Here is a 24493-nt window from a genome sequence, read left to right as displayed (position 1 = left end):
CTCCCACAGGTGAAATACGCAATCCCCGTGGGAGCGAATTCATTCGCGAAGAGTGATGGTCTGACACCGCAAAAGCTCGAGGACAATTCTCGGTTAGAATGCCCCACCAAACCGCATAGACACGCACCACGCCATGACTGACATCACCCCGACCACCACTCCCTCAGTCGCCATCATCGGCGGCGGCCCCGCTGGTTTGATGGCGGCCGAAGTGTTGAGTCAGGCTGGCATCAAAGTCGATCTGTATGACGGCATGCCCTCAGTGGGGCGCAAGTTTCTGCTGGCGGGCGTCGGCGGCATGAACATTACCCATTCCGAGCCTTACCCGGCCTTCCTTTCCCGCTATGCCGAACGCTCCGGCAATGTCGCTCCGCTGCTGCGCGGGTTTGGCGCGGATGATCTGTGCGAATGGATTCACGGCCTCGGTATCGAAACCTTCATCGGCAGCTCGGGCCGGGTCTTCCCTACCGACATGAAGGCCGCGCCACTGCTACGTGCCTGGCTCAAACGCTTGCGTGAGAGCGGCGTCACGATCCACACGAGGCATCGCTGGCTCGGCTGGGATATCGCAGGCAACATACGCATCGCTCGCCCCGAAGGCGAAATAGCCCTGAACCCAGATGCCGTGTTGCTGGCACTGGGCGGCGCAAGCTGGTCAAGGTTGGGCTCTGACGGCGCATGGTGGCCGCTGCTGGCCGAGCGTGGCGTTGATCTCAAGACACTTCAAGTCGCCAACTGCGGTTTCGAAGTGGCTGGCTGGAGCGAGTTGCTGCGCAGCAAGTTCGCCGGTGCACCGTTGAAAAATATCGGCATCGGCATGCACGGCCAGACACCTCGCATGGGTGAATGCGTGATTACCGACAACGGCGTAGAAGGCAGCCTGATCTATGCCCTTTCGGCGCAGATTCGTGAAGAAATTAATCAGCAGGGTTCTTCCACCGTCCTGATCGACCTGCTACCGGGCAAGGCGTCTCCAGCCATTCAGAAAGCCCTGGAAAAACCCCGGGGCTCACGTTCCATGTCCAAACACTTGCACAGCCAGTTGGGTATCGATGGCGTCAAAGCCGCCTTGTTGCGCGAACTGGCTCCGCGTGAGGCTTTCGATGATCCCGCTCAACTGAGCCGGGCCTTGAAAGCCTTGCCGCTGACCGTGATCAAAGCGCGCCCACTGGACGAAGCCATCAGTACCGCAGGCGGTGTAACCTTTGAAGCCATGGACCAGCGCCTGATGCTCAAGCAGTTACCTGGCGTATTCTGCGCCGGAGAAATGCTCGACTGGGAAGCGCCAACCGGCGGTTACCTGCTTACCGCATGCTTCGCCAGCGGCAAGGCTGCGGGGCTTGGGGTTCTGGAATGGTTGAAGGAGACTCAACACAATTCCCCTGTGGGAGCTGGGCTTGCCCGCGATAGGGCTGGACTCGATCTAAAGTGAACCGCGTGCAGCCCTATCGCGGGCAAGCCCAGCTCCCACAGGTTCCCGGCCAGATGCACGACCGCACGGCGACGGACACAACACAATGATTCAGGACACCCCATGAACCTCGAAGAACTCACCCAACGCCTGCACCGCATCCGCGATCAGAACGACTGGAAGCAGTTTCACAGCCCCAAGAACCTGACCATGGCCGCCAGCGTGGAGATGTCCGAGCTGGTGGAAATCTTCCAGTGGCTGACCGAAGACCAGTCCCGCCAGTTGCCGCCCGAGAAGCTGGAACATGCCGGTCAGGAAGTGGGCGATATCATTCTTTATTTACTGCTGTTGTGCAGCGAACTGGGCATCGACATGGACACCGTGGTTCGCAGCAAGCTGGCTGACAGTGAACGCAGGTTTGCCAAATGAGTGATCGTCACTTCGATCAACTGGCGACCCGATTCGCCGAAAAAATCTACGGCGGTGCCAAGGGTGCGATTCGCCTCGCGGTCCTACAGGCTGACCTGACCGAAGCGCTGCCCGAACGCCCGTTGCGCGTGCTGGATATCGGTGCCGGGCTGGGCCACATGTCGTTGTGGCTGGCGGAGCGCGGCCATGACGTGACGCTCGCCGAACCGGCCGCCCCCATGCTTGAAGGTGCGCGCCAGCGATTCGCCGACGCAGGCCAGACCGCTACGTTCATTCAGGCGCCCTGGCAGGAACTCTCGGATCAACTGCATGAGCCCTATGATCTGGTGCTGTGTCACGCCGTGCTGGAATGGCTGGCCGAGCCGCACACGATTCTCCCGGTGCTGCGTCAGTTGACCAAAGCCGATGGCTGGCTGTCCCTCGCGTTTTATAACCGCGACGCGCTGATCTATCGCAACCTGCTCAAAGGCCACTTCAAGAAAATGCGCAAGAACGACATGGCGGGCGAGAAACAAAGCCTGACCCCGCAAGAGCCTCTTGATCCGCGGGAATTGGCGGCGCAACTTGAACGCCTTTGGCGTGTCGAAACCCAGAGCGGTGTCAGAGTGTTTCACGACTACATGCCGGTGGAGTTTCAGGCTCGGGCCGAACTCGTGGACTTGCTGGAAATGGAACTGGCTCACCGTCGGCATCCCGCCTATGCAGGGTTGGGTCGTTACCTGCATTGGGTGTGTCGCCCGCTCTGATTCTCGCCAAGCGCCGGGGTGATCACAGGCAGTCCGGCGTTGCTGATCTCCGTTTCCTGTCTCAGAAGGCCACTTTGCGGAGGCCATGATGAAACGCCGCCTTGCTTTGATTCCTCTTTTCCTCGGTCTGGCTGCGTGCCAGAGCGATAACCCGTATCGCGCAGATTCCAGACCACTGCCCCCTGCCCCCGCTCACGCGGCCAATGCCGTGGACATGAGCGCGTACCCGGCAGCACCACGGGACTACGGGCGCTATCGCAACTGGACCTGGCGCAACAACCAACTGCCCGGCGGCTCTGCCTGGGCTGATTCGGCGCAAATCGCCGAGGCGGTCAGCAATGGCCTGGATCAGCGCGGTCTGCGCCCGGCCAACAGCACGCAACCTGCAGACCTGCAAGTCAGTGCGCAAACCCGCATGGAAACCCGCACCCGTCAGGTGCGTGACGACTATTCCGATCCCTACTATGGCGGCAGCGGAATCGGCTATGGCCGCGGCCCATACGGCAACCGCTATGGCGGTTATGCCAGCGTGCCGATCGTGCGCACTTATCAGGAACAGGTAGTCGTCGTCAGCATCAGCCTGTTCGACGCCCGCGACGGCCAGCCTGTGTGGAGCGCCAGCGCAGAGACGCAAAACCGCGGCGATCAATCGGATCGATCCGAGGCCCTGCGGCAGGCTGTGCAAAAAGCATTGAGCGCGTATCCTCCTTCCTGACATCTTCGGAGAACTGCCATGTTTCGCCGCCTTGCTCTGCTGTCCCTGCTGGTGCTGCTCAGCGCCTGCCAAACCAACCAGATCAATCGTGACTTCGACGCCAGTCGTGATTTTGGCGGCTACCGCAGCTGGAGCTGGAAGGAGCCCGGCGTGCAGTACCAGCCTGATGACCCACGGATCAAGAGCGATCTCACCGACCAGCGTATTCGCCAGTCGATTGGCGAACAGCTCGACCAGCGCGGCTTGCGCATGGCCCCGGCAGGTGCCAATGGTGATCTGAAGGTGCAAGCCTGGCTGATCATGGAAAACCGCCAGCAACTGGTCAGTACCAATTACGGCGGAGGCTGGGGCCCTTGGGGAGGTTACGGTTACTGGAACGCACCGATGACCGAAACCCGCAGCGTGGACTACAAGGTCACAACCCTGCAGATCGACCTGTTCGACGGCAAGGACGGCAAGCTGGTCTGGCGCGGCAGCACGGAGCGCATCCTCAATCAGGACAACGCCCCAAATGCTCGTGAAACGGCTATTCGCCAGACAGTGGCGAAGATTCTGGAGCAATATCCGCCCCGTTAAATGGCGGTCGTTAGTTGAGGGGCCGACAATAATGGCCCCTTTTTAAATAGGTATAAGAAGTAAGTACCTGCGACTTCAATACGTTAAATCTTCCCGTGCTCGAAAAACGATTAAACGTCAAAAAACTTTTTTAACGCTCAAATACGTCGACTGCAGACGGCAAACTTTCGGCTTCAATATCGCAATAGTGCGCTCCACACCGGGCCTGTAGGAGTGAGCTTGCTCGCGATCGCGTCAGTTCCGGCGATAAATTCTTCAATCAGAAAACCAAATCGCGAGCAAGCTCACTCCTACAGGGTCCGTGTTACCTGGAAGCATACGCATTCGCCAATGCCCCCAAAGAAGCCGCCCACTAGTCGCAAACAATGCTTAACACTATGTACATAACGCGAAAGTCTGACTACGGTAGTAAAGGTCTCAGGGAACACGTGACCTTAGATCGTACCGATAAAGCGTGAGTTTTGACTTTGACAACGCTTTGTATTTCGCAGACAGGGAGTAGCGCGTGAACATAAATTCTTCAGTGAAAGTACTAGTCGTCGACGACCAGCCTTCCGTTGTAAACGAGCTAAGCGGTTTTCTACAAAGCAACGGCTACGAATGCACTGGCAGTTATTCAAGCAAAGAAGCACTCGAACAATTTCGCAACGATCCTGCAATCGGCATCGTCCTTTGCGAGCAGCACATGCAAGCGCCCGACGGCCTTGAGCTGGTTCAGGCGCTCAAGCTGGCCGCCGGTAAAAAGCGGGTATTCGAAACCATCGTCCTGACCGTTAACGACGACAAACAGGATGTGATCAAAGCGCTGCGTGCCGGCGTTGCTGATTACTTTCAGAAACCGGTGAATCTCCGTGAGGTGCTCGAAGGCGTCCAGCGCCAGGAAGCCGTGCTGCATGAACGGCAAAAGAGCTACCGCCAACTGGGTGAACTCAATGAAAAGCTGCGGTTTCTTGCCGCCTCCATTGATGGTCTTTATGAAGATCTGGACCAGCTCCGTCGTCCGCTACTGACCACTGCCAGTGCCGAGGAAGACGCCGAGAGCGAGATGGACCTGTCGATGCTCTTCGCCCCCCTCTCCCCTCGCCAGCAAGACGTGGCGAAGCTGGTCGCCAAAGGTCATACCAACTATCAGATCGGCTGCAAGCTGGGCATCACTGAGAACACCGTCAAACTGTACGTGTCGCAAGTGCTGCGCCTGACCCACATGCATAACCGTACGCAACTGGCATTGGCCATGTCGCCGAGCGGGGCAAGTCGGCAACGGGACACGGCTCATTGATGTCTGTCGCTCAATCGACGGTATCAAAAACAACCCGTGCAGTCTGACCGCTTTCATCCAGCACGCTTAGCTCATAACGACCGAGGCGTGTGAGGGTCGGGCTGAAATGGGCCTGATTGTCGGTGTCGGCCATCGGCACGCCATCGACAAACCACCAGCGACGACCACTGCCGCCCAAGGCGGAAAGATTCAGGCGTAACGCCTGCCGACTGCCAGCAGGCAAACGTAGATGATCGCCCTCGCGAACGCCGACGATCGACAGGGGCGGTGCCAGATTCAGACCTTGAGGCGGGCATGTGGGATCGACTGCGGGCAAGCGTGCTTCCCGGCGTTCCTCACGCGCCAGCCAGGGTTCCAGGGCGGCGGGCCATAGAATCAGATCCTGCGCCTTCGCCCCTGGACAACCCGCCCCAACCCGCAAGCCCTGAGTATTGACCCAGATTTTTTCCTGCAGTCCCAGACCCAACGGCTGATCAATGGCCTGCAGGGTTGGCGGCGTGGTGCCTTCCAGCGTCCAGGCAAACCGCTGTCTGCGACAGTTCGGATCGTTCTTGCTCATGGGCTGGCCCAACGGCCAACAGATCGCTGCCACGCCCACGCTCGACGGGACTGGCTGAATCGGCGCGGTGATACCTCGCTGACTGTCTCTATTGGCCAGCACGTCATGAACCTGCAGCATCAACGGCGCGGCCGAAGCGAGGCCAAACTGCCCCGGCACCGGCGTGCCGTCGGGACGACCGATCCACACCCCGACCAGAAAACGCGGCCCGACACCAATGGCCCAGGCGTCACGAAAACCGTAACTGGTCCCGGTCTTCCAGGCCAGCTGTGGCCGCTGCACCAGCTCTGCATGAGGATCGAGATCCGGGCGCGACTGGCCACTGAGGATCTTGCGAATAACCCACGCAGCGCCCGGTGACATCATGCGTCGTTCCCGCAGCGGCGCATCGGGTTGCAAGCGGATATCAGAGCTGCGCCCGCCCCGCGCGAAAGCGCTGTAACCACCGACCAGGTCTTCCAGACGGCTACCAACGCCGCCGAGGATCATCGCCAGATTGGGTTCGGCCAGCGGCGGCAGGGTCAACGGCACGCCGCCGTTGCGCAACTCGGCGGCAAAACGTTTCGGTCCGTAGGCTTCCAGTAGTTGTACCGCGGGCAAGTTGAGGGACATCGACAACGCTGAACTGGCGGCCACCGCCCCGCTGAACCCCGCCGCAAAATTACCTGGCCGGTAATCACCGTAATGGCGTGGTACGTCCTGCATCAGGGATTCCGAATGGATCAGCCCCGCATCCATCGACAGCCCGTAAAGGAACGGTTTGAGGGTCGAACCAGGCGAACGCAGGGCGCTGATCATGTCCACATGGCCAAAACGTTTGGCATCGTTGATGTCCACCGAACCAACGTATGCGCGTACCGCCATGTTTTGCGCCTCGACCACCAGGATCGCCGCCGAGGTGCGCTCCGGCAATCGGGCACGCCAGCCCAGCAGCAGATCTTCAAGACGACGCTGTAGTCCGGCATCCAGCGTAGTGCGAATCAACGGCGGGCTGTCGGGCCGGTTCAAACGCCGCGCCAGCAGTGGAGCGAGGCTTGGCTCCTGACGCGGGGCCAGCAATAACGGCTCCTCCAGAGCCTCATCTACTGCCCGTTGCGGCCAGACCTGAAATTGCGCCAGACGTTTGAGGACCTTGTCCCGTGCAAGTTGCGCCCGTTGTGGATGACGATCAGGCCGCAGGCGACTCGGCGCTTGGGGCAACACCGCCAGCATCGCCGCTTCGGAGCGGGTCAATTGTTGCGGAGACTTGCCCAGATAGGCCCAACTGGCGGCGGCAACACCCTGCAACGTGCCGCCAAACGGCGCGCGATTGAGATAGATGGCAAGAATCTCATCCTTGGACAGGTGCCATTCCAGCTGCATCGTGCGCCACAGTTGTCGCACCTTGCCGGGCAAGGTACGCGCATGCGGGTCGAGCAACCGCGCGACCTGCATCGACAACGTACTGCCGCCCGACACTACCCGCGCCCCCTTGAGGTTCTGCCACGTCGCCCGCACCAGCGAGAGCGGATTGACCCCGGGATGGCTGTAAAACCAGCGATCTTCGTAAGTCAGCAATGCTTCGATGTAATACGGCGATACCTGATTGATCGACACCGGATAACGCCATACCCCGTCTGCATCGGCGAAACGCCAAAGCGGCGTCCCGTCTTCGGCCAGCACCACGCGGGCCAGATCGTCCTTGGGTAATGGCAGCGGCCAGAGGCGGTCGGCGAGCCAGATCAGGGTGATGATCAGCAGCACGCTGCCGAAAAGCCAACGCAGCCCCTGTAGGAGTGAACTTGTTCGCGAGGACTTTGGAATAGCCGATGGAGATGCAGAGCCCAACTGCCCTCTCGCGAACAAGTTCACTCCTACAGAGGATCTGCGCTTGAAGAATCGTGACAATATTCCCTGTTTCAAGGCAAAACGCCCTTACACTCCACGGAACTCGCCGTGCCAATTGATAGCCAAAGCGAACAGTCGCCTTTTCCCATGACCTTCATCAGGACGCACATATGCAGGTAGAAAGCTTTTTCGAATGGCTGGGCCAGGCGCTCGGCGCGGTCATCCGCTTTATCGTCGATGGACTGGAATGGTTCTTCAATCTCTTCGCCAGCGCAGGCGGAAATTTTGTTGATGGGTTGTCCCGCACTTTGGGCATGGATACTTCACTGGTCAGCATCCTGGCGTTGATCGTCGGTTTGCTGTTCCTGTACTCGGCGATCCGCGCCTTTATGCGCGCTTCAATCATCATGGGCATCATCTGGCTGGTGCTGGGCCTGTGGTTGCTGAGCTGGATTATTCATTGATGCGCCCTAACCTGTAGGAGCGCGCTTGCCCGCGATTGCGGCATATCAGGCGAAAACTTATTGACTGATCTGACGCCGTCGCGGGCAAGCGCGCTCCTACCGGGATTTGCGTACTTACTTACCCTTCACCACCATCTGCGCCGCCGCTTCACCCAGCGCCTGCCAGTTCGGCCGATACATCGACTCCACTTGCGGCGGCGGTACACGGTAGATACCCGGCGTTACGGCACGAGCCAGATACAACAGGTGCACCGTGTTGTAGCCGTTCAAATCCAGCGCAGCAACGAAGCGGTCACCGCGGTATTCCTGATGTTTGATACCGGCATTCTCCATCGACTGACGCCACTCTTTCACGGACTCGCTGGCGTCTTCCAGGCTGGCAGCGCTTTGCGCCAGATTCTGGTTTTCCAGCTCAAGCCCGGCAGGCAGCAGGTCCACGACCAGTGCATCAGGAACCCGTTGCTGGGCTTTGACCTCGATGTGCACCAGCAATAGCTGGCCGCTTTTCAACGCGTTGAGGTTGGCAGGTTCGCCATCAAGGCCAAGGTACTCGCGACGGATACTAAGGTTCTCGCCTCCAGCCACCGGTGCCTGAGTTGGATAACCCGACAGCGTCAGTTGCTGATAAAGCGTCGCACTGCCCTGATTCTGTACCGACATCGGCGAAGCCAGCAGTGGCCCGTCAAGCTTCAGGCCTGGCTGCTCGTTACTCAGCTCGCGACTTTCAGCGCCCGCATGAAGCGTCGCAGTCCATTTGCTTTCCGGCTTGCCCAACAGATCGCGTCCCGCGAGGAACAGCGCATTGCGCTCCTGGGTGGACAGATAGCGGCTTGCGGCCACTTCATCGGCCAGGGCAAACAGGCGCTGGTCGCGCTTGTCAGCGGCCAGATTGTTTTCCTCAAGCAGCGCCAGGATCAACGCCTGATCACGCAACGGACTGCCGTAATCAGCCAGCCATTCGTTGCCTTTGCGGCCTGCTGCCAGCCCCGCCAGCATGGCTTGATCAGCACGCGGCTTGTCGCCCATCTTCTCCAGCGCTACCGACAGTTGCACAAGCGGTAAACCGGAGCGGGCATCGGTGCGACGATCAAACAGACTGCGCAAGGCGCCCAGCGGAGCTTGCTGACTACGGGACAACACCAGTCCTGCGTAAGCCTGCACGGCAAAACGTGTGTGCTCGGCGTTCTGGCTGTAACTGACTTCGATCTGGTTACGCTCCTGCAGATAACGCAGCAAGCGCTCGTTGGCTTTTTTCAGCGCATCAGGCGGCACTGCAAAACCCTGATCACGGGCACGCAGCAGGAAGTCGGTGACGTAAGCCGTCAGCCAGTATTCTTCCTCACCATCAGCATTCCATAGCCCAAAGCTGCCGTTATGCCGCTGCATGCCCAGCAGCCGCTCGATGCCCAGCTCGACCTTGCGCTTGCGCACCGCGTCGGCTTCGCCCTTTATACCCAGGCGTTTTAGAGTGGCGGCATCCGCATAGAGCGAAGGATAAAGCCCGCTGGCGGTCTGTTCGAGGCAGCCATAAGGGTAGGCTTCCAGGGCGCGAATCTGCTCACCCAGATTAAGCGGCGGACGGCTCGACACTGACAGCATGGCTTCGCGACCGGCAGGTTCGAACGCATCAAGCGCGCCTTCAGGCAGGCTCCACGGCTGCTCGTTCAGCGTTGTACGGTAATGCTTGAGCATCGCTGGATAAACCGGACGCACGCCGATAGTCCACTCGCGGGAGAACGGCGGCAGATTTTCGCCCGGTAACACCAAGCCGTTTACCACGACTTTGAACTTGCCCTGCCCCAGCCCGCCCTCGGCGCGCACCGGAATGCGTAACGTTGTACGTTGACCCTGGGCCAGTTGCACGCTCTGGCTGAGCGCGCCATTGGCGAGGCTCAACTGACCTTCAGCGGTGGCTTGCACCGTGAGTTTCTGTGCCTGACCGGACAGATTCGAGAGGTCCAGCGCTACCGTGGTCTGATCACCACCGGCAAGGAAACGCGGTGCCGACAGCTCGGCAATAATCGGTGCGGCCACCACGGTTTTCGCTTCGGCCATGCCATAGCGCTCACCGGTCCAGGCCTGCGCCATGATGCGCAACTCACCGTTGAAGTCCGGGATGTCGACGCTGACTTCACCTTCGCCCTGCTCGTTGAGCGTCACTGGCGCGCTTTGCAGAGCCACGATCGTCACCGAGGTATCAGGACGCTTGCCGCCCTTCGCCAGGGCGTCACCACCGAAGGCCAGACTTGCCAGGCGGTTGCGACCGGCTTCGATCAGTTGCCCGTAAACATCCAGTTGATCCGCACCGTACTCTTTGCGACCAAACAGACTGGCGAATGGATCCGGCGTGGAGTAACGGGTGATATTGAGGATGCCCACGTCCACCGCAGACACCAGCACGTGGACTTCTTTCGGCACGCTGCCATCGGCATTTTTCGCCGCAACCTTGAGTTTCAATGGCTGTTTGGGGCGCATTTTTTCCGGAGCAGTCACGGTCAGCGCCAGCTTGCGTGGCGAGCGATCCAGCGGCAGATGCAGCACGCCGACGGCACGTTTAGGCGTGACGTTTGCCTTGCGCTCACCGGGACGAACCACCAGTGCACTCACGTACAAATCATGCCGCGCCCATTGCTTGTCCAGCGGCACTTCGAAAGTCTTGCCCTCGGCAGGCACGTCTATCTCCCGCCACCACAACGGCCCGTCGCTGGACTCAACCAGCAAGTAGCCTTTGCCTGCTGCAGGCGGCGTGACCGTTACTTTGGCCGTGTCACCATCGTTGTAACCCGGCTTATCCAGCGCCAGCTTGACCTGATCGGGACGCACCGCACCGCCTTCAGCGTTGTCCTGCCAGCGATAACCCGCCCAGAAACGCAGGCTGCTGATCAAGCCGGTTTGAGGATCTTCGACTTCAACCCGATACGGGCCCCACTCCACCGGGAACGTGACCTTGGCGGTTGAGCCTTGCTTGATGTTGATGGTTTCTTCGTTGAGATTGAGGAATTTCTCGTTGAAGTGATAACTCCAGCCTTCGCTGTCCGAGTAGTTCCAGTAGTAGTCACGACGCTCACGAACCAGCCGGACTTTGACGTTATCGGCGGCCAGCTTGTTACCTGCGTAGTCGGCGACCAGTACTTCGAACTCAACCGGGCCATCGCCATCGGTCTGGGGCATGCCGCTGGCTTCATCGTATTCATCGTTACCGCCCGGACTGCTGCCAAACAAAGGGCGCAGGCCCGGCATCTGCTCCGCAGGCCACACCGGCTGCACCAGACGCCGAGTGATCGGCCGTCCACCGGACTCTTGCAGGCTGGCTTGCAGGATCAACTGCACCGGCGATTTCGCGTTCGACCATGTGCTTTCAACATCCAGGCTCAACTTGCCCTGTGCGTCCAGGGTGCTGGCTTCGATCTCCAGATCCTGCTTGAGCTCCGGCTCGGTAATCGAACCAAACTGATAACCCGGCAAGCCCGGCACCGCGTCACGCAACGGCCTCACATAGAGCAAACCGGTCAGGTTATTGCCAGACGCCGGAGCACCGTAGAGGTAACGACCAGTGATATCGAATACCGCGTTGTCGGTCGTTGCGATGGGTGTTTCGCTGCCTTTGATTTCCAGCGCCAGTCGTTCCGGCAGGAAGTCCTCGACCTGAAATTCATACAGCTGAGGCTTGCCGTCACCCAGGTCGAACACCAGTTGCCAGCGCCCTGTTGGGGCCTCGTCTGCCAATTGCAGCTGATATTGATACAAGCCCGACTTGTCTGCCTCCCAGACAAACTTGCGGCTGACTTGCTCGTCTGGTCGACGTACTTCGACGGTAATCGGTTGTGGTTTTACGTCTTTGCCGTCGTTATCGCGCAGCAAGCCGTTAAGCAGCACGGTTTCCCCCGGGCGATACAAGTCCCGTGGGCCAAAGATGAAGAACTGCAAAGGGTGGGCTTGCGGCCCGGTGATGTCGAACTCGGCCAGATCCAGCGCCGAGCTGTCCAGACGCAACATGCTCGTCTGCTCGTCTTTATGCGCCAGCAGCACGGCAGCCTTGGCCGGCAGCGGTAATTCGGCATGGCCGGAGGAATCGGTTTTCGCCTGCCCCACAACTTTGCCATTGCTGTCGTAAAGCTCCAGCTCTACTCCGCTCAGGGCTTTGCCGCCCTCCAGGGCTTGGGTGAACGCATCCAGACGGTTGGCGTAGCGATGCACCGACAAACCGATGTCGCTGAGGGTGAACAGGGTGGCGGGATTGGCGTAGGTGTAAGTGCCAGAAGCGCGCATCACCGCCAGATAAACCCCTGGGCCTTGCAGCGCTTTGATCCCGGCAATCGGCAACAACAGGGTTTCCCGGGTGTTGCGCGCCGGGTTCAGGTCGAAGCGGCCTTCGTAAACCAGATCGGCCTTGTCCAATAGCTCTTTGGATTCGTAATACTCGATGCTCGATCCGCCGCGCCAGCTACTGAGAAAGGCTGGCAACGCATCGGGCTTGACCCGGAAGAACTCGACATTGACCTTGTCGACGTTCAGCGCGATGACCGGCAAACCCTCAGCCAGGCGAGTCGGCAACAGGCTGCCACGGCTGGCGAAACCGACGGTCGGTTGCAGGTCGGCGGTCTCCAGGCGGCTGATGAGTTCCGCTGCGAGTTTCGCCTTGTTGACGCCGACGAGACCGGCATCAATGGTCAGAACCAGTTTGCGCTTGGGTTCCAGATGCCGCAGACGCAGTTCCATGAGGTTGTCGGACAGCTCCCATGCGCCGTCGACCTTGCCATTCTTGCTGTCCACCAGATGCAGTTTTTCAGCGAACTTCTGCTCTGGGTCCAGTGGCACGGAAAAGCTCACCGACAAGGTGCTCGCTCCGTCCACCTGAATCTCCGAAACGTCCACGACGGTAAGGTCGCGGCCCTCGTAACGTTTGCTCAACGCGGGAAGATCCACCGCTGGCTTGGGCTTGCTCGACTCCACCGCGACAGGCTGTGAAGCCGGGGCAGGTTTGTCCGGAGCAGAAGAATCACAGGCGCTCAGCAGCACAAGCGCGCAAGCCAGAAACAGTCCTTTGTTAAACATGGGGCACTCATCGGGGCAGGTTGAGAGAGGGTAACTATATAGCAGGCAAATGACCGCAGAGGTCAGAGCGCGAGAATAGACAGCCGGTTTGAGACTTTGTTCTCAGGGGGCTGCGTAGGAAAAGAGGACAGAGATTGTAGGGTCGCAGGCTTCAGTGTGGGGCGGTGCTTGCCTGCGAGAGGGTTGGTGCCGTGTCAGGCAGGAGGCAACTTGTTGGCGAAAGGGTTTACGCAGTGAGTCAGGCATGACGCCTCGCGAACAAGTTCGCTCCTACCCAGGCTGTGTGAAAACCTCACGAGCCAATTAGCTGGCTAAAAAACGCTCAAAAAACCGCGCTCCTACGTGAGTTTGAGGTCTGTGACCCACACAAACTTTTAAAGATTTCACGTGAGCGCGCGCAGTTTGTTTTTGTCTGAGGGTTTTCACACAGTCTGTACCGGCTGGCGCTGTGTCACTCAACCACCTTTTGGGGCTCGGTTCACTCTACAATGCCCGCCTTGTCCGGGAGCTTTCATGTCAAACCTGCTCAACGACTGGCGCGACCGCGCGACCCATCGCAACGTCTGGGCGCTGGCCGCACCGATGATTCTGTCGAATATCTCCGTACCGCTGGTGGCGCTGGTCGACAGCGCGGTAATTGGCCATCTGCCCCACGCCCATCAACTGGGTGCCGTGGCCGTGGGTGCGACGCTGTACACCTTTCTCGCCTGGAGCATGGGCTTCCTGCGAATGGGCACTACCGGCTTTGCCTCCCAGGCTGCCGGGCGCAATGACGGTTCGGCGTTACGTCAGATCCTGCTGCAAGGCCTGTTGCTGGCGATGGGGCTGGCGCTATTGCTCGGCGTGATTGGCCTGCCGTTCAGCCATCTGGCTTTGAGCCTCATGCAGCCATCCGCCGACCTGCAACAACTGACTGAAGCGTTCTTCCACACCCGGCTTCTGGGCTTGCCCGCAGCCTTGGCCGGTTACGCACTGGTCGGCTGGTTTCTAGGCACACAGAATGCTCGCGCACCATTGATGATTCTGTTAACCACCAACCTGGTCAACATCGCCCTGAACCTTTGGTTCGTACTTGGGCTGGACTGGGGCGTGGTCGGATCGGCCCGTGCTTCGGTCGTAGCCGAGTGGACCGGCGCGCTGCTCGGTCTGGCACTGACCCGGAAAACCCTGCTCGCCTGGCCGGGCCAGGTGCTGTGGCCCGCCCTCAAGCGCTGGGAAAACTGGCGGCCATTACTGTCCGTGAACCGCGATATCTTCATCCGCAGCCTGGTGCTGCAATCGGTGTTTTTTCTGATTACTGTCCAGGGCGCACGGCTTGGCGATGCCACGGTGGCCGCCAATGCGCTGCTGCTCAACGGCCTGCTGCTGACCGCACACGCGCTGGACGGGCTGGCCCATGCAGTTGAGGCGCTGTGCGGGCACGCCATCGGGGCCAAAAACAAGCTCGCATTGCGCCGCTCGCTGACGGTCGCCGGAGGTTGGTCGTTGATCGCCAGCATAGCGTTCGCGTTGCTGTTCATGGTCGCAGGCCATCTGTTCATCAGCCTGCAGACAGATATCGTTGAAGTGCGCGAGACAGCGTTTATCTACTTGCCCTATCTGGCCGCGCTGCCCTTGCTGGCGGTCTGGAGCTACCTGCTCGACGGCTTGTTCATTGGTGCGACCCGCGCCCGTGAAATGCGCAACACCATGCTGGTCAATATGCTGCTGGTTGCACCTTTTGCCTATGGGCTGCAAAGCTTCGGCAACCATGGCCTGTGGCTGACCCTGCTGCTCTTCATGCTGCTGCGGGCGCTGACCCTGGGGTTCGTGACTTGGCAATTGAGCAAGCGCGGGGCCTGGTTCAGCGCTCCGGATCAGCATCAGGCCTGACCCCGGCGGTCAGCAGAATTTGCGGGCTGCTCAGCTTTACCCCTGCGCCGTCGATGCTCAGCGTACTGTCGCCGACGGTGAAGGACAATTCGCAGCCTTGCTGATAGCTGATCCGCGAGCCGCCTTCGATCTGGATCCATGACCTGTCACCTACAGTTGTCATGGGCCCCAGATTCACCTCAAGCTTTTCAGGCGGCGATGACGCTTGCGGTGGATCGGCGATGGCATCCGTGGATTGCCACACGCAGGCGCTGATCAGTGGCCGATCCATATCACCCTCGATAAAACTCACCACCACCGGCATGCCGCCACGCAAGGTCTTGCTCAGATGCGCAGCCACCGGCAACCAACAGTCACCGCCCTCACCGCCCTGCCCTGGATAGCTCCAGTCAAATTGCACATTGACCCGTCCTTTGGAGTCAGCGCTGACAAGCTCATCTGCCGCGCCGATGACATAAGCGCACTGGACCGCCGCAACACAGGCTCGCGGCAGAGGCGGCGGTTTGAAACCCGACTCCCACGGCGCGACCTGAAAATGATTGATATACATCCCCTTCTGGACGGTGGTCACGCTGCTCAGTTGCCGGGGATCAAAGCCGCGGTGCACCACGCCCGTCACCAGCCACAGATGATTCAGTTCTTCCTGCGGCAGCCCCATGAGCGGTAGCAAGTGTCCTGCCGAAACAAAGGGCAGCGTGCTTTCACCTTCGCCCTTCTGGCGCGTGCGATCCGATTGCTCGCCACCTTCCGTCACTGCAAAACGGATAACGCCAGCCTGCATTGGCACCTGCTGATAGTTGGCTGTCGAGGTACGACGAAACACCCGCAAGCCATCGCCAAAGACCAGCTCATGGCCTTTTCTGGAATGGTGAAAATGGTAGTGAATGCCCTCTTCCGCGCATAACCGCTGCAGCAGTTGCAAATCGGATTCCCGGTACTGCGCGCAGAAGTCGCGCTCTTGGTACTCGGCCCGCAGATCAAAGCGGTAGCTGTCTTCGCGTATACCATGTTCCATCAGCAACCGACTGATGATCTGTGGCGTACTCATTTGCTGAAACACCCGCGGCGTATAACGCTGCCCCAGGCACGCAAGGCGAGGCCCGATGGACAGGCGATAACACGCGGGACCAGGTTTGAAGTGGCTGCGCATGACGCTGTGAATCTGCCCGTGCACACCGGTTTTGTCGTCTTGAAAACTCAGGAAAGCAGCGCGATACATCAGGCTTTGCTGATCCAGATACGGTTCGTCGATCAGCACTTCCAGCTCAAAGACAAAGGGCTCGCTGATGGCCTCAGTACCGGTGAACGACAGCACCTGCAACCGCCGAAACAGAGGGGCGATATCCAGATTGAAGTGATGGACGACAGCGGGGCCAGACATGGACGGGTTCTCTACGGGGACTCGGCCGTGGATTCTGGCCGAGAAGACACCCTGGGTAGAGAGCGAAAAGAAGAATAGGACGTTGCCTACAGAAGAATAGGAAAGTGGAGCGGAGAAGAGGTAACCGATGCCCGAATGCGCTACAGAAGACTTAGCCCTCTAGTTTGAAGGCCACGCTGTCGTGCAGCAAAGGCTGGACCTGTAGGAGCTCACCGAGGTTACGAGGCCAGCGATGGCGGAGTGTCAGACAAACCGCCATCGCTGGCCTCGTAACCTCGGTGAGCTCCTACAGGACCGGGGTCAACTCAGAGGATAGCCGCCAAGTTAGCCCCGACGTCACATCAGGAGGAAAGGTAAGAAGACCGCGTCAGCCCCAACCGCAATGCGTCCAGGAAGTAAGTGCGTTCACGCGGGGTGATTTTGGCGCTGGCGACTTTGTCCCGGTAATGGGTCATCAGTTCTTCCGGCGACAAGTGCACGTAGCGCAGCATGTCTTCGATGGTGTCGTGAGTCTCGATGCCAGCGGAATAAACGCTGCCGTCCGGGTTCTGGTAGATGTTCACCGAGTCGGTATCACCGAACAGGTTGTGCATGTCGCCCAGAATTTCCTGATACGCGCCGACCAGGAACACGCCCAGCAAATAGTCTTCGCCTTCGTTCAGGCCATGCACCGGCAGGCTGGTTTCGATGCTCTGCTCATCCACGTACTGATTGATTTTGCCGTCAGAGTCGCAGGTCAGGTCTTGCAGCACAGCACGACGCAGCGGCTCTTCGTTCAGGCGGTGCAGCGGAATAATCGGCAGCACCTGATCAATGGCCCAGGTATCCGGCAGACTCTGGAATACCGAGAAGTTACAGATGTACTTGTCGGCCAGCTTGTCGTTGAGTTCGTCCAGCACTTGACGATGAGAACGCTGACGCGCTTTCAGCGAGTTGTGCAGGCGACGGCAAACGGCGAAGTAGCACTGCTCACCCAAGGCTTTTTGCGGCAGGGAGATCTTGCCATCGGCGTACTGGGTCGCGATGTCACTCATGTAGTGAGTGGCGCGCCAGTAGGTTTCGGTGACCATTTCGATATCGGTCGGGCCGAGCAGATCGACCAGCCATTGCAGGGTTTCCGGCAGGCTTTCCTTGTCTTCGATCACCGGGACTTCGTCGTTGTGCTTCTCGACGTCGGTGACCTGAATGACCAGCATTGCATGGTGAGCGGTCAGCGAGCGGCCGCTTTCGGAGAAAATGTGCGGGTGCGGCAAGCCCTGCGCATCGCAGAACTCTTTGAGCATGCCCACGACGACACCGGCGTAATCGTCCATGTCGTAGTTGATGGAGCTGGCGTTGCGCGAGTGAGTGCCGTCGTAATCGACACCCAGGCCGCCGCCCACGTCGATGTGATCAACCGGCAGGCCGAGGTTGCGCAGTTCGCCATAGTAGCGAATCGCTTCCTTGAAACCGTGCTGATAGTCAGCAAGGTTGGCGATCTGCGAACCCATATGGAAGTGCAGCAACCGGATGCCCTGATCCAGACCCGCTTTGCGGAAGCGATCAACGACCGACAGCAACTGTGCAGCGGACAGACCGAACTTGGATTTTTCACCACCGGTATCGGCCCATTTGCTGGAAGCCAGGGACGACAGACGAACACGCAAGCCCACCTGCGGCGCGACTTTGAGCTCGGCGGCTTCTTCGATCACCAGTTCAACTTCGGATTCTTTCTCGATCACGATGAACACGTTGTGGCCCAGCTTCTGGCCCATCAGCGCCAGACGGATGAACTCACGGTCCTTGTAACCATTGCACACGATGGTGCCGCCTTTCGGAGCCAGTGCAAGCACCGCCATCAGCTCCGGCTTGGAACCGGCTTCCAGACCGATGGACACGTTCTGAGTGGCGATGATGTTTTCAACCACTGCCTCCTGCTGGTTCACCTTGATCGGGTACAGCGCGGTGTACTGGCTCTGGTACTCCAGACGCGCAATATTGGCGTCGAACGCGCCAGTCAGCTGACGTACGCGGTCTTGCAGAATATCGGGAAAACGCACCAGCAGCGGCAGGCTCAGCCCGCTCTTGCGCAAGTGGTCGATCTGCTCGTAAAGATCGATAGGCGAACTGCCCGGCCCGTTCGGACGAACTTCTACACGACCCGCTTCGTTGATCGCGAAATAACCAGCGCCCCAATGGCGGATCCCGTAGACGCTGCGGCTGTCCGCAACGGTCCATTGGCTGCCATCGTCTTTACGTGTGCGTCGTACGGACATCGAAGTCCCCTATAAAAAAGTCAGGTAGCGCCAGCCATAGACAGGCTGGGCGCAGTGTAAAGAGTGCAAGTGACGGTTTGGTGCCAGGCACTGATGGAGAATAGACCCGCGATGCAAGCCAGAGTTTGCATGCGGTCCGCCGTGCCATCAGCCGCCGGATTTCTTCGCCTTGAAGCCCTGCTTGATCAGCTCGGCCAACAGCAGTTCGACGTGATCGCCCTGAATCTCGATCACCCCGTCCTTGAGCGCTCCGCCGGTGCCGCATCGTTGCTTGAGGGTTTTGGCCAGATCCTTGAGGCCGTCTTCAGGCAATGGCACGCCGGTGATAGTCGTCACCGTTTTACCGCCACGGCCTTTGCTTTCGCGGCGCACACGGGCGATACCATCCCCTTCGGGAATAAGCGTCTGTTTGCAGATGCAGGCATCAACGGGCTGACGACAGTCGGGACAATGCCGTCCCGCGTCGGTGGAAAATACCAGGCCACCCAGGGCGGCGAAGGATGAGGCTTTTTTAGCCACCGCAAATCCTCTTGTTGAGGACTGAAGATTGGTCGACATCCATAAAGGGTCGGCCGCGAAGCCCCACTCAGGCAGGGGCAGCGCAGCTGGACGGAAAACCCCGGCCAGCTTGAAAAGGTCGCGCAGTGTAACGGCAAAAAGCCCCGTTGCTAAGGGCCAATGTGCGCCAATTTACTCAACATTTGCGACGTGGCCGTCAACTCGCCGCCTTGGAAATGACTGTGTTTTGTCTGAGATTCTATGTGACATGAGCCGACGCTATCGCGAGCAAGCTCACTCCTACAGGTGTTTGTGGTCGTCTGTAGGAGTGAGCTTGCTCGCGATAGCGTTGGTTCAACCACAAAGAAATATCCAGGCAGACATAGAATCTTGTGCAGGAACTACAGACCACTCTCGAGATACCGCTTCAACGCCGCCACCGAGTCCGGGCAATACGGCTTTTGTTCGGCTTCGCGCAGGGCTTCATCCACAGGAATGAAATGCGCCTCCAGCACCTCTTCGGGCTGTAACGTCAAAGGCCCGTCCCAGACCGCCGAGAACACCGCGCACCAAAGCCGGTTGCCCGGTTGGTCGAAGAAAAAATGCTCATGCTCGGTAAGAGGCACGCCACTGACGCCCAATTCCTCGGCCAGCTCCCGTGCAGCTGACTCGGCGTAGCTCTCGTCTGCTTGCACCATACCGCCTGCCGCCACGTCCCAATAACCGGGATAAATGGCTTTGCTCAGGGTACGGCGATGCACGCACAACTCGCCTGCAGAATTGAACAGCAGAATATAAGTGCCACGCCCGATCAGACCGGCTTCACGCAATTGCGAGCGGACCATGCCCCCGAGTGGCTGATCCAGCTCGTCAACCCAGGCGATCAGTTCAGCGTCCGAGGCGGCGCGGTGCGCAGCCTCGGTGGATGAGAACGACATCGATCAGCCCTGCGACAGCAGTTGACGAAGGTCGATCACAGCGGCGTTAGCGCGGGAAATATAGTTAGCCATGACCAGCGAGTGGTTAGACAACACACCGAACGCGCTCCCGTTGAGCACCATCGGACTCCACAGCGGTTCTTGGGAAGCTTCCAGCTCACGAATGATCTGACGCACGCTGACGGTGGCGTTTTTCTTGGCCAGTACGTCGGCAAAATCAACTTCGATGGCGCGCAGCAAGTGCGACAGCGCCCAAGCCTGACCGCGTGCTTCGTAGAACACGTCGTCGATTTTCAGCCATGGCGTCTCAACGATTTCTTCGTCAACCTGCGGCACTTCGCCCGGCTTCACGGCAACCATTGCTTCGGTTTTCAAGGTGCTGTTGAGTTTCACACGGCCAACGCTGGCCGAAAGACGCTGCGACAGCGAGCCCAGACGGGTGTTGACGTCGCCCAGCCAGTTGCTGAGGTTGTCAGCACGCGCATAGAACAGCGCAGTTTTTGAATTCGGGTCGGACAGACGCGCTTCGTAACGATTCAGTGCCGCAATACCTTCGCGGTACTGGGACTCACTGGAAGGCAGAATCCAGCTGTTGTTGCTGAAGTTGAACAGCGGCTCAGCGCGGGCCAGATCACCGTCTTCAGCCGATTGCGACTGCGAACGGGAAAAATCCTTACGCATGGCACGGCTCAAGTCTCGCACCTGGAACATCACGCCGTATTCCCAGCTAGGAATATTGTCCAGCCACAGACCAGGCGGGAGGCGGTCGTTGGACAGGTAACCGCCACGCTTTTCAAGCAGAGTGTTTACAACGGTCTTAAGGGTTTCGACAGTGGTGTAGCCAATCACCATCTGCTTGCCTTCACGCTCGGCCGCAGCTTGAGCATTTTGCTGGACGGGGAACAACGCCGGTTCACTGCTCCAGTACCAGCCGATCAGCAAGGTGACCACCAGGTAAATCGCAACCACGGCACCCAGCGCACGGCTGTAAAACAGCCCACCCAGGTACCCGCGGCGCTTGACCGAAGCCGGTTCATCGACGCGCTCTTTCGCGCTGCCTGCGCGGTTCTTCCAATCCAGCATGGCTATGTCCTTTCAATCACGGGGTTCAGTGCTCTGACCGCAACCTTACAGCAAGGTGCCTTTTGCAGGTATGTCAGGGTGGGAGGTTTTGTTGAGGATGGTCACCCAGCAAATGCAAAATCTGTAGGAGTAGCCGAAGGCTGCGAACGCAATCCTCCTGAAACACCGCCATCGCAGCCTTCGGCAGCTCCTACAGGGGTTGGTGTTTGCCGCACTCGAAACGACCACGACAAAAGCAGAAAGCAAGATTAAGGCACGTCATGCCCCTAACTGAGAAAGAACTGATAGAACGCGATGCCAAACGGAATATAGGTGAGGAATTATTGGCAGCAATACAGGACATAAAATCCCATCGCTTTGGAGGGGTTCATCTGAATCGCCAAACGTTAACACCCACCTGTAGGAGCTCACGAGCAACGCGAGGCAGCGATGGCATTGTGTCTGACACACCGCAGTCGCCCGGCAAACACAGAATCTGTAGGAGCTGCCGAAGGCTGCGAAAGCAATCTTCCTGAAAATCCGCCATCGCAGCCTTCGGCAGCTCCTACAGGGGTTGGTGTTGTTGCCTATGAAACAACCACAACAAAAGCAGAAATGTCCTACAGCATTGGCCATTGACCCAAAACGGCCGCTCTTTGATCATTCCGGCCCTGAGCCTAAGAACTCACAATCCGTACACCCGCCACGATAGACAGCGGTTTTTTTGCGCCTGCGCTAAGGTCACTTAGCGCAGCCGTTTAATGCGTCTGTTCGTCTGTCATGTCGGGAGTCGGCTAATAAAAGACCCTCCGGGGGAATATGCCGGCACTAGATTGGGTGTTCTTAGCTCCCGACGCCTTCAGCTAATAACAAGGACAGACAGCATGGACACGCCTTTCGAACCCCTACGCTTCACCCATCAGAAACGTCACCTGCATGCCCTGATCATGGAGCAGCAAGCCTGGTTCTGCGCCCGTGACCTGGGCCGCTTGATGGGCCTGTTTCTTGAGAACCGTCTGGTTCGCAAACTCGACCCCGACCAGCGCTGCACCCTGAACCTGAACTACTACGATGAAGCCCAGGAAATGCTCATGGTCAGCGAGTCTGCCGCGTATGCCTTGCTGGTCCACCACCATCACCCGGCCAACAGCCAGTTGCGCCAGTGGATCACCCACGAAGTCATGCCCGCCCTGTTCGTCGCGCGCCTTCATTCACACCACAACAGCCCGACGCCCGCACGACTGCAATGGCAGGATGGCGAGCTAAGCGTTATTCATTGGCAGAATGAGCCGTGGATCAGGCTGCGGGATATGCCAAGTCTGCTGCCGGGGCGAGAAGCATTGCCTGCAAAAACCGAGAAATGGAGCGCCACAACCGGGCGTTGAGGGGCAAAAACCGTCCAGTCATCTAAATGTTGCCAACTATTTGACTTGGGGTACGTGCTAGGCGGAAAGTAGGTGGTAGCATAGCGCCAGCAGTGATCTATCAGAGAACACACACGTAGCCCGATATGACCGAGCCAGCAGATCCAAATCGCGATCGTCTCAAACATCACTTCGCTCAGCGAGTCATTCATCAGGCACGTCAGATTCTTGAGGCTTGGCAGCGACTGCAGCAGGGCGAGTGGTCTGCGACAGATATGGCGGAATTTCAGGATGCCAATCAGCGTCTGCTGCGTTTTGCCGATCGTTTTGAGCAAATCGAGCATATCGAGCTGGCGCAAGCCATCAATGCGTCACTGGAAGCGGTCGAAGCGAATCGTGGACGTTTAACCAGCAACCTGATTACTGAACTCAACAGTTTGATGCAGCGGCTGTCCCGCACAGGTCTGCGTCATGGCGATCGCTTCGAGCAAACCTCGCTACCGCCATTGCGCAAGCCTATCTATATCGCGCTGCAGGATTTCGAACGAGCCGAGCGCTTGAGCAAGCAGTTGGACTTTTTTGGGCTGTACGCTCAGGCGCTGGACGGTCTAAGTGATTTCCAGACAGCCATGGCTAATCGTCATCCCTCTGCCATCGTGATCGATGTGGATTTCTGCGGCCCGGGCGAAGGCCTGAAACTGGCGGCGGGTGTCCAGCAGGGGCTTGAACAGAAACTGCCGCTGATTTTTTTCAGTCATCACGAAACGGATACCCCGACACGTCTGGCCGCTGTGCGTGCCGGTGGTGAGGAGTTTCTGACCGGTACGCTGGAAGCTTCAAGCCTGCTGGAGAAAATCGAAATCCTCACCTGCGTGGCGCAGTACGAGCCCTACAAAGTGCTGATTATCGATGACTCCCGCGCCCAGGCGTTGCACACCGAGCGCCTGCTCAACAGTGCCGGGATCGTGACCCGTACATTGCTTGACCCGATTCAGGCCATGGCTGAACTCGCTGACTTCCAGCCGGACCTGATCATCCTCGATATGTACATGCCGGGCTGTACCGGTACCGAACTGGCCAAAGTGATCCGCCATAACGACCGCTACGTCAGTGTCCCGATCATTTATCTGTCTGCTGAAGATGATCTGGACAAGCAGCTGGATGCGATGAGCGAAGGCGGCGATGACTTCCTGACCAAGCCGATCAAGCCGCGCCACCTGATTACCACCGTGCGCAACCGTGCTGCGCGGGCGCGCAATCTCAAGGCGCGCATGGTTCGGGACAGCCTGACCGGCCTGTATAACCACACCCATATTCTGCAATTGCTCGAAGACTGCTGCTTCCGTGCCCGTCGGGAAAATCAGCGGCTGTGCTTCGCGATGCTGGATATTGACCACTTCAAAAAGGTCAACGACAGCCATGGTCACCCCATGGGCGACCGGGTGATCAAGAGCCTGGCGTTGTTCCTCAAACAGCGACTGCGCAAGACCGACTACATTGGCCGTTATGGCGGAGAAGAATTCGCCATCGTGATGCCTGACACGGATATCCAGAGCGCCCACTTCACGCTGGATGAAATCCGCCGTCGCTTTGCTGAAATCCATTACCCCGCGCAACCAGCTGACCTGTTCTGCACCTTCAGCGCTGGCGTTGTGGAGATGGGTGACAAGGACGACAGCCTGCTGCTGGCCTCTCGCGCCGACGAAGCGCTGTACCGGGCCAAGCATGCCGGCCGTAATCACGTGTTCCTGGAATATGACGCGAAGCAGAGCTCGATGCTGCTGAGCGTGGCTGACAAGGCCTGAGCTCATGGCGGGCGAACGTTTTCATCATAAAAACGCAACTACCTGATTTTAAATAACTTTCTGTAGGAGCTCACGAGCACCGCGAGGCAGCGATGGCGTCCTGTCTGATGAACCGCTATCGCGGCCTCGCGGTGCTCGTGCGCTCCTACAGATATATAGGTGGGCGCGTCAGCGCCGTGCCTGATGGCCCACTCCCTCGGAAACCCTCTCTTACAAACCCCATCCCTGCACACCTTGAAACACTCCGCTATCATGCG

General features: G+C 58.8%; 17 protein-coding genes. 10 read left to right on the top strand and 7 right to left on the bottom strand.

Going from position 1 to position 24493, the window contains the following annotated elements; translation table 11 throughout:
- The first annotated feature begins 133 nt into the window (after positions 1–133).
- The 6 genes from RX972_RS06370 (at position 134) to RX972_RS06345 (ending at position 5156) form a co-directional block, all read left to right on the top strand.
- Positions 134–1432: a TIGR03862 family flavoprotein gene (locus RX972_RS06370; protein ID WP_316873416.1), complete on the top strand. Its 1299-nt coding sequence runs from the start codon at positions 134–136 to the stop codon at positions 1430–1432.
- A 102-nt stretch (positions 1433–1534) separates the two neighbouring features.
- Positions 1535–1840: a nucleotide pyrophosphohydrolase gene (locus RX972_RS06365; protein WP_027898419.1), complete on the top strand. Its 306-nt coding sequence runs from the start codon at positions 1535–1537 to the stop codon at positions 1838–1840.
- A complete protein-coding gene (locus RX972_RS06360) occupies positions 1837–2586 on the top strand; it encodes a methyltransferase (protein WP_316873414.1) in 750 nt (249 codons plus the stop codon). The genes RX972_RS06365 and RX972_RS06360 overlap by 4 nt, the downstream gene beginning before the upstream one ends.
- 88 nt (positions 2587–2674) lie before the next feature.
- Positions 2675–3301 (top strand): DUF4136 domain-containing protein, encoded by a 627-nt coding sequence (locus RX972_RS06355; RefSeq protein ID WP_316873412.1) that lies wholly within the window; start codon positions 2675–2677, stop codon positions 3299–3301.
- An 18-nt stretch (positions 3302–3319) separates the two neighbouring features.
- A complete protein-coding gene (locus RX972_RS06350) occupies positions 3320–3877 on the top strand; it encodes a DUF4136 domain-containing protein (protein ID WP_027898422.1) in 558 nt (185 codons plus the stop codon).
- A 505-nt stretch (positions 3878–4382) separates the two neighbouring features.
- Positions 4383–5156: a response regulator transcription factor gene (locus RX972_RS06345; protein WP_316873409.1), complete on the top strand. Its 774-nt coding sequence runs from the start codon at positions 4383–4385 to the stop codon at positions 5154–5156.
- A 10-nt stretch (positions 5157–5166) separates the two neighbouring features.
- On the opposite strand, the gene pbpC is transcribed toward RX972_RS06345, so the two are convergent.
- Positions 5167–7479 (bottom strand): peptidoglycan glycosyltransferase PbpC, encoded by a 2313-nt coding sequence (gene pbpC, locus RX972_RS06340; protein WP_316873449.1) that lies wholly within the window; start codon positions 7477–7479, stop codon positions 5167–5169.
- Positions 7480–7712: 233 nt separating this feature from the next.
- Here pbpC and RX972_RS06335 point away from each other — a divergent pair, with 233 nt between their 5' ends.
- Complete coding sequence (locus RX972_RS06335) at positions 7713–8006, top strand: hypothetical protein (RefSeq protein WP_027898425.1); 294 nt, start codon at positions 7713–7715, stop codon at positions 8004–8006.
- A 114-nt stretch (positions 8007–8120) separates the two neighbouring features.
- Here RX972_RS06335 and RX972_RS06330 read toward each other — a convergent pair whose 3' ends face one another.
- A complete protein-coding gene (locus RX972_RS06330; RefSeq protein WP_316873407.1) occupies positions 8121–13061 on the bottom strand; it encodes an alpha-2-macroglobulin in 4941 nt (1646 codons plus the stop codon).
- Between the two features lie 513 nt (positions 13062–13574).
- Here RX972_RS06330 and RX972_RS06325 point away from each other — a divergent pair.
- Entirely contained in the window at positions 13575–14933 is a 1359-nt protein-coding gene (locus tag RX972_RS06325; RefSeq protein ID WP_122708692.1) for an MATE family efflux transporter, read from the top strand.
- Here RX972_RS06325 and RX972_RS06320 read toward each other — a convergent pair.
- The 5 genes from RX972_RS06320 to RX972_RS06300 form a co-directional block, all read right to left on the bottom strand.
- Positions 14905–16314, bottom strand: coding sequence for a contractile injection system protein, VgrG/Pvc8 family (locus RX972_RS06320; RefSeq protein WP_316873404.1), 1410 nt, complete (start codon positions 16312–16314; stop codon positions 14905–14907). The genes RX972_RS06325 and RX972_RS06320 overlap by 29 nt on opposite strands.
- Positions 16315–16655: 341 nt before the next feature.
- Positions 16656–18569 (bottom strand): arginine decarboxylase, encoded by a 1914-nt coding sequence (gene speA, locus RX972_RS06315; protein ID WP_316873403.1) that lies wholly within the window; start codon positions 18567–18569, stop codon positions 16656–16658.
- A gap of 147 nt (positions 18570–18716) precedes the next feature.
- Positions 18717–19088, bottom strand: coding sequence for a translation initiation factor Sui1 (locus RX972_RS06310; protein WP_027901373.1), 372 nt, complete (start codon positions 19086–19088; stop codon positions 18717–18719).
- Between the two features lie 380 nt (positions 19089–19468).
- Positions 19469–20005: an NUDIX hydrolase gene (locus RX972_RS06305; RefSeq protein WP_263270120.1), complete on the bottom strand. Its 537-nt coding sequence runs from the start codon at positions 20003–20005 to the stop codon at positions 19469–19471.
- Between the two features lie 3 nt (positions 20006–20008).
- On the bottom strand, positions 20009–21088 hold the full coding sequence (locus tag RX972_RS06300; protein ID WP_255882027.1) for a DUF2333 family protein: 1080 nt from the start codon (positions 21086–21088) through the stop codon (positions 20009–20011).
- Positions 21089–21951: 863 nt separating this feature from the next.
- Between RX972_RS06300 and RX972_RS06290 the strand changes: the two genes are divergently transcribed.
- Positions 21952–22452 (top strand): Bro-N domain-containing protein, encoded by a 501-nt coding sequence (locus RX972_RS06290; protein WP_316873395.1) that lies wholly within the window; start codon positions 21952–21954, stop codon positions 22450–22452.
- Positions 22453–22577: 125 nt separating this feature from the next.
- Positions 22578–24236: a PleD family two-component system response regulator gene (locus tag RX972_RS06285; RefSeq protein WP_316873393.1), complete on the top strand. Its 1659-nt coding sequence runs from the start codon at positions 22578–22580 to the stop codon at positions 24234–24236.
- The last annotated feature ends 257 nt before the right edge of the window (positions 24237–24493 follow it).

It is taken from the genome of Pseudomonas syringae group sp. J309-1 (genome assembly GCF_032582135.1).
Classification (GTDB): Bacteria; Pseudomonadota; Gammaproteobacteria; order Pseudomonadales; family Pseudomonadaceae; genus Aquipseudomonas; species Aquipseudomonas quasicaspiana.
This window is presented reverse-complemented; position numbering and strand designations above follow the sequence as displayed.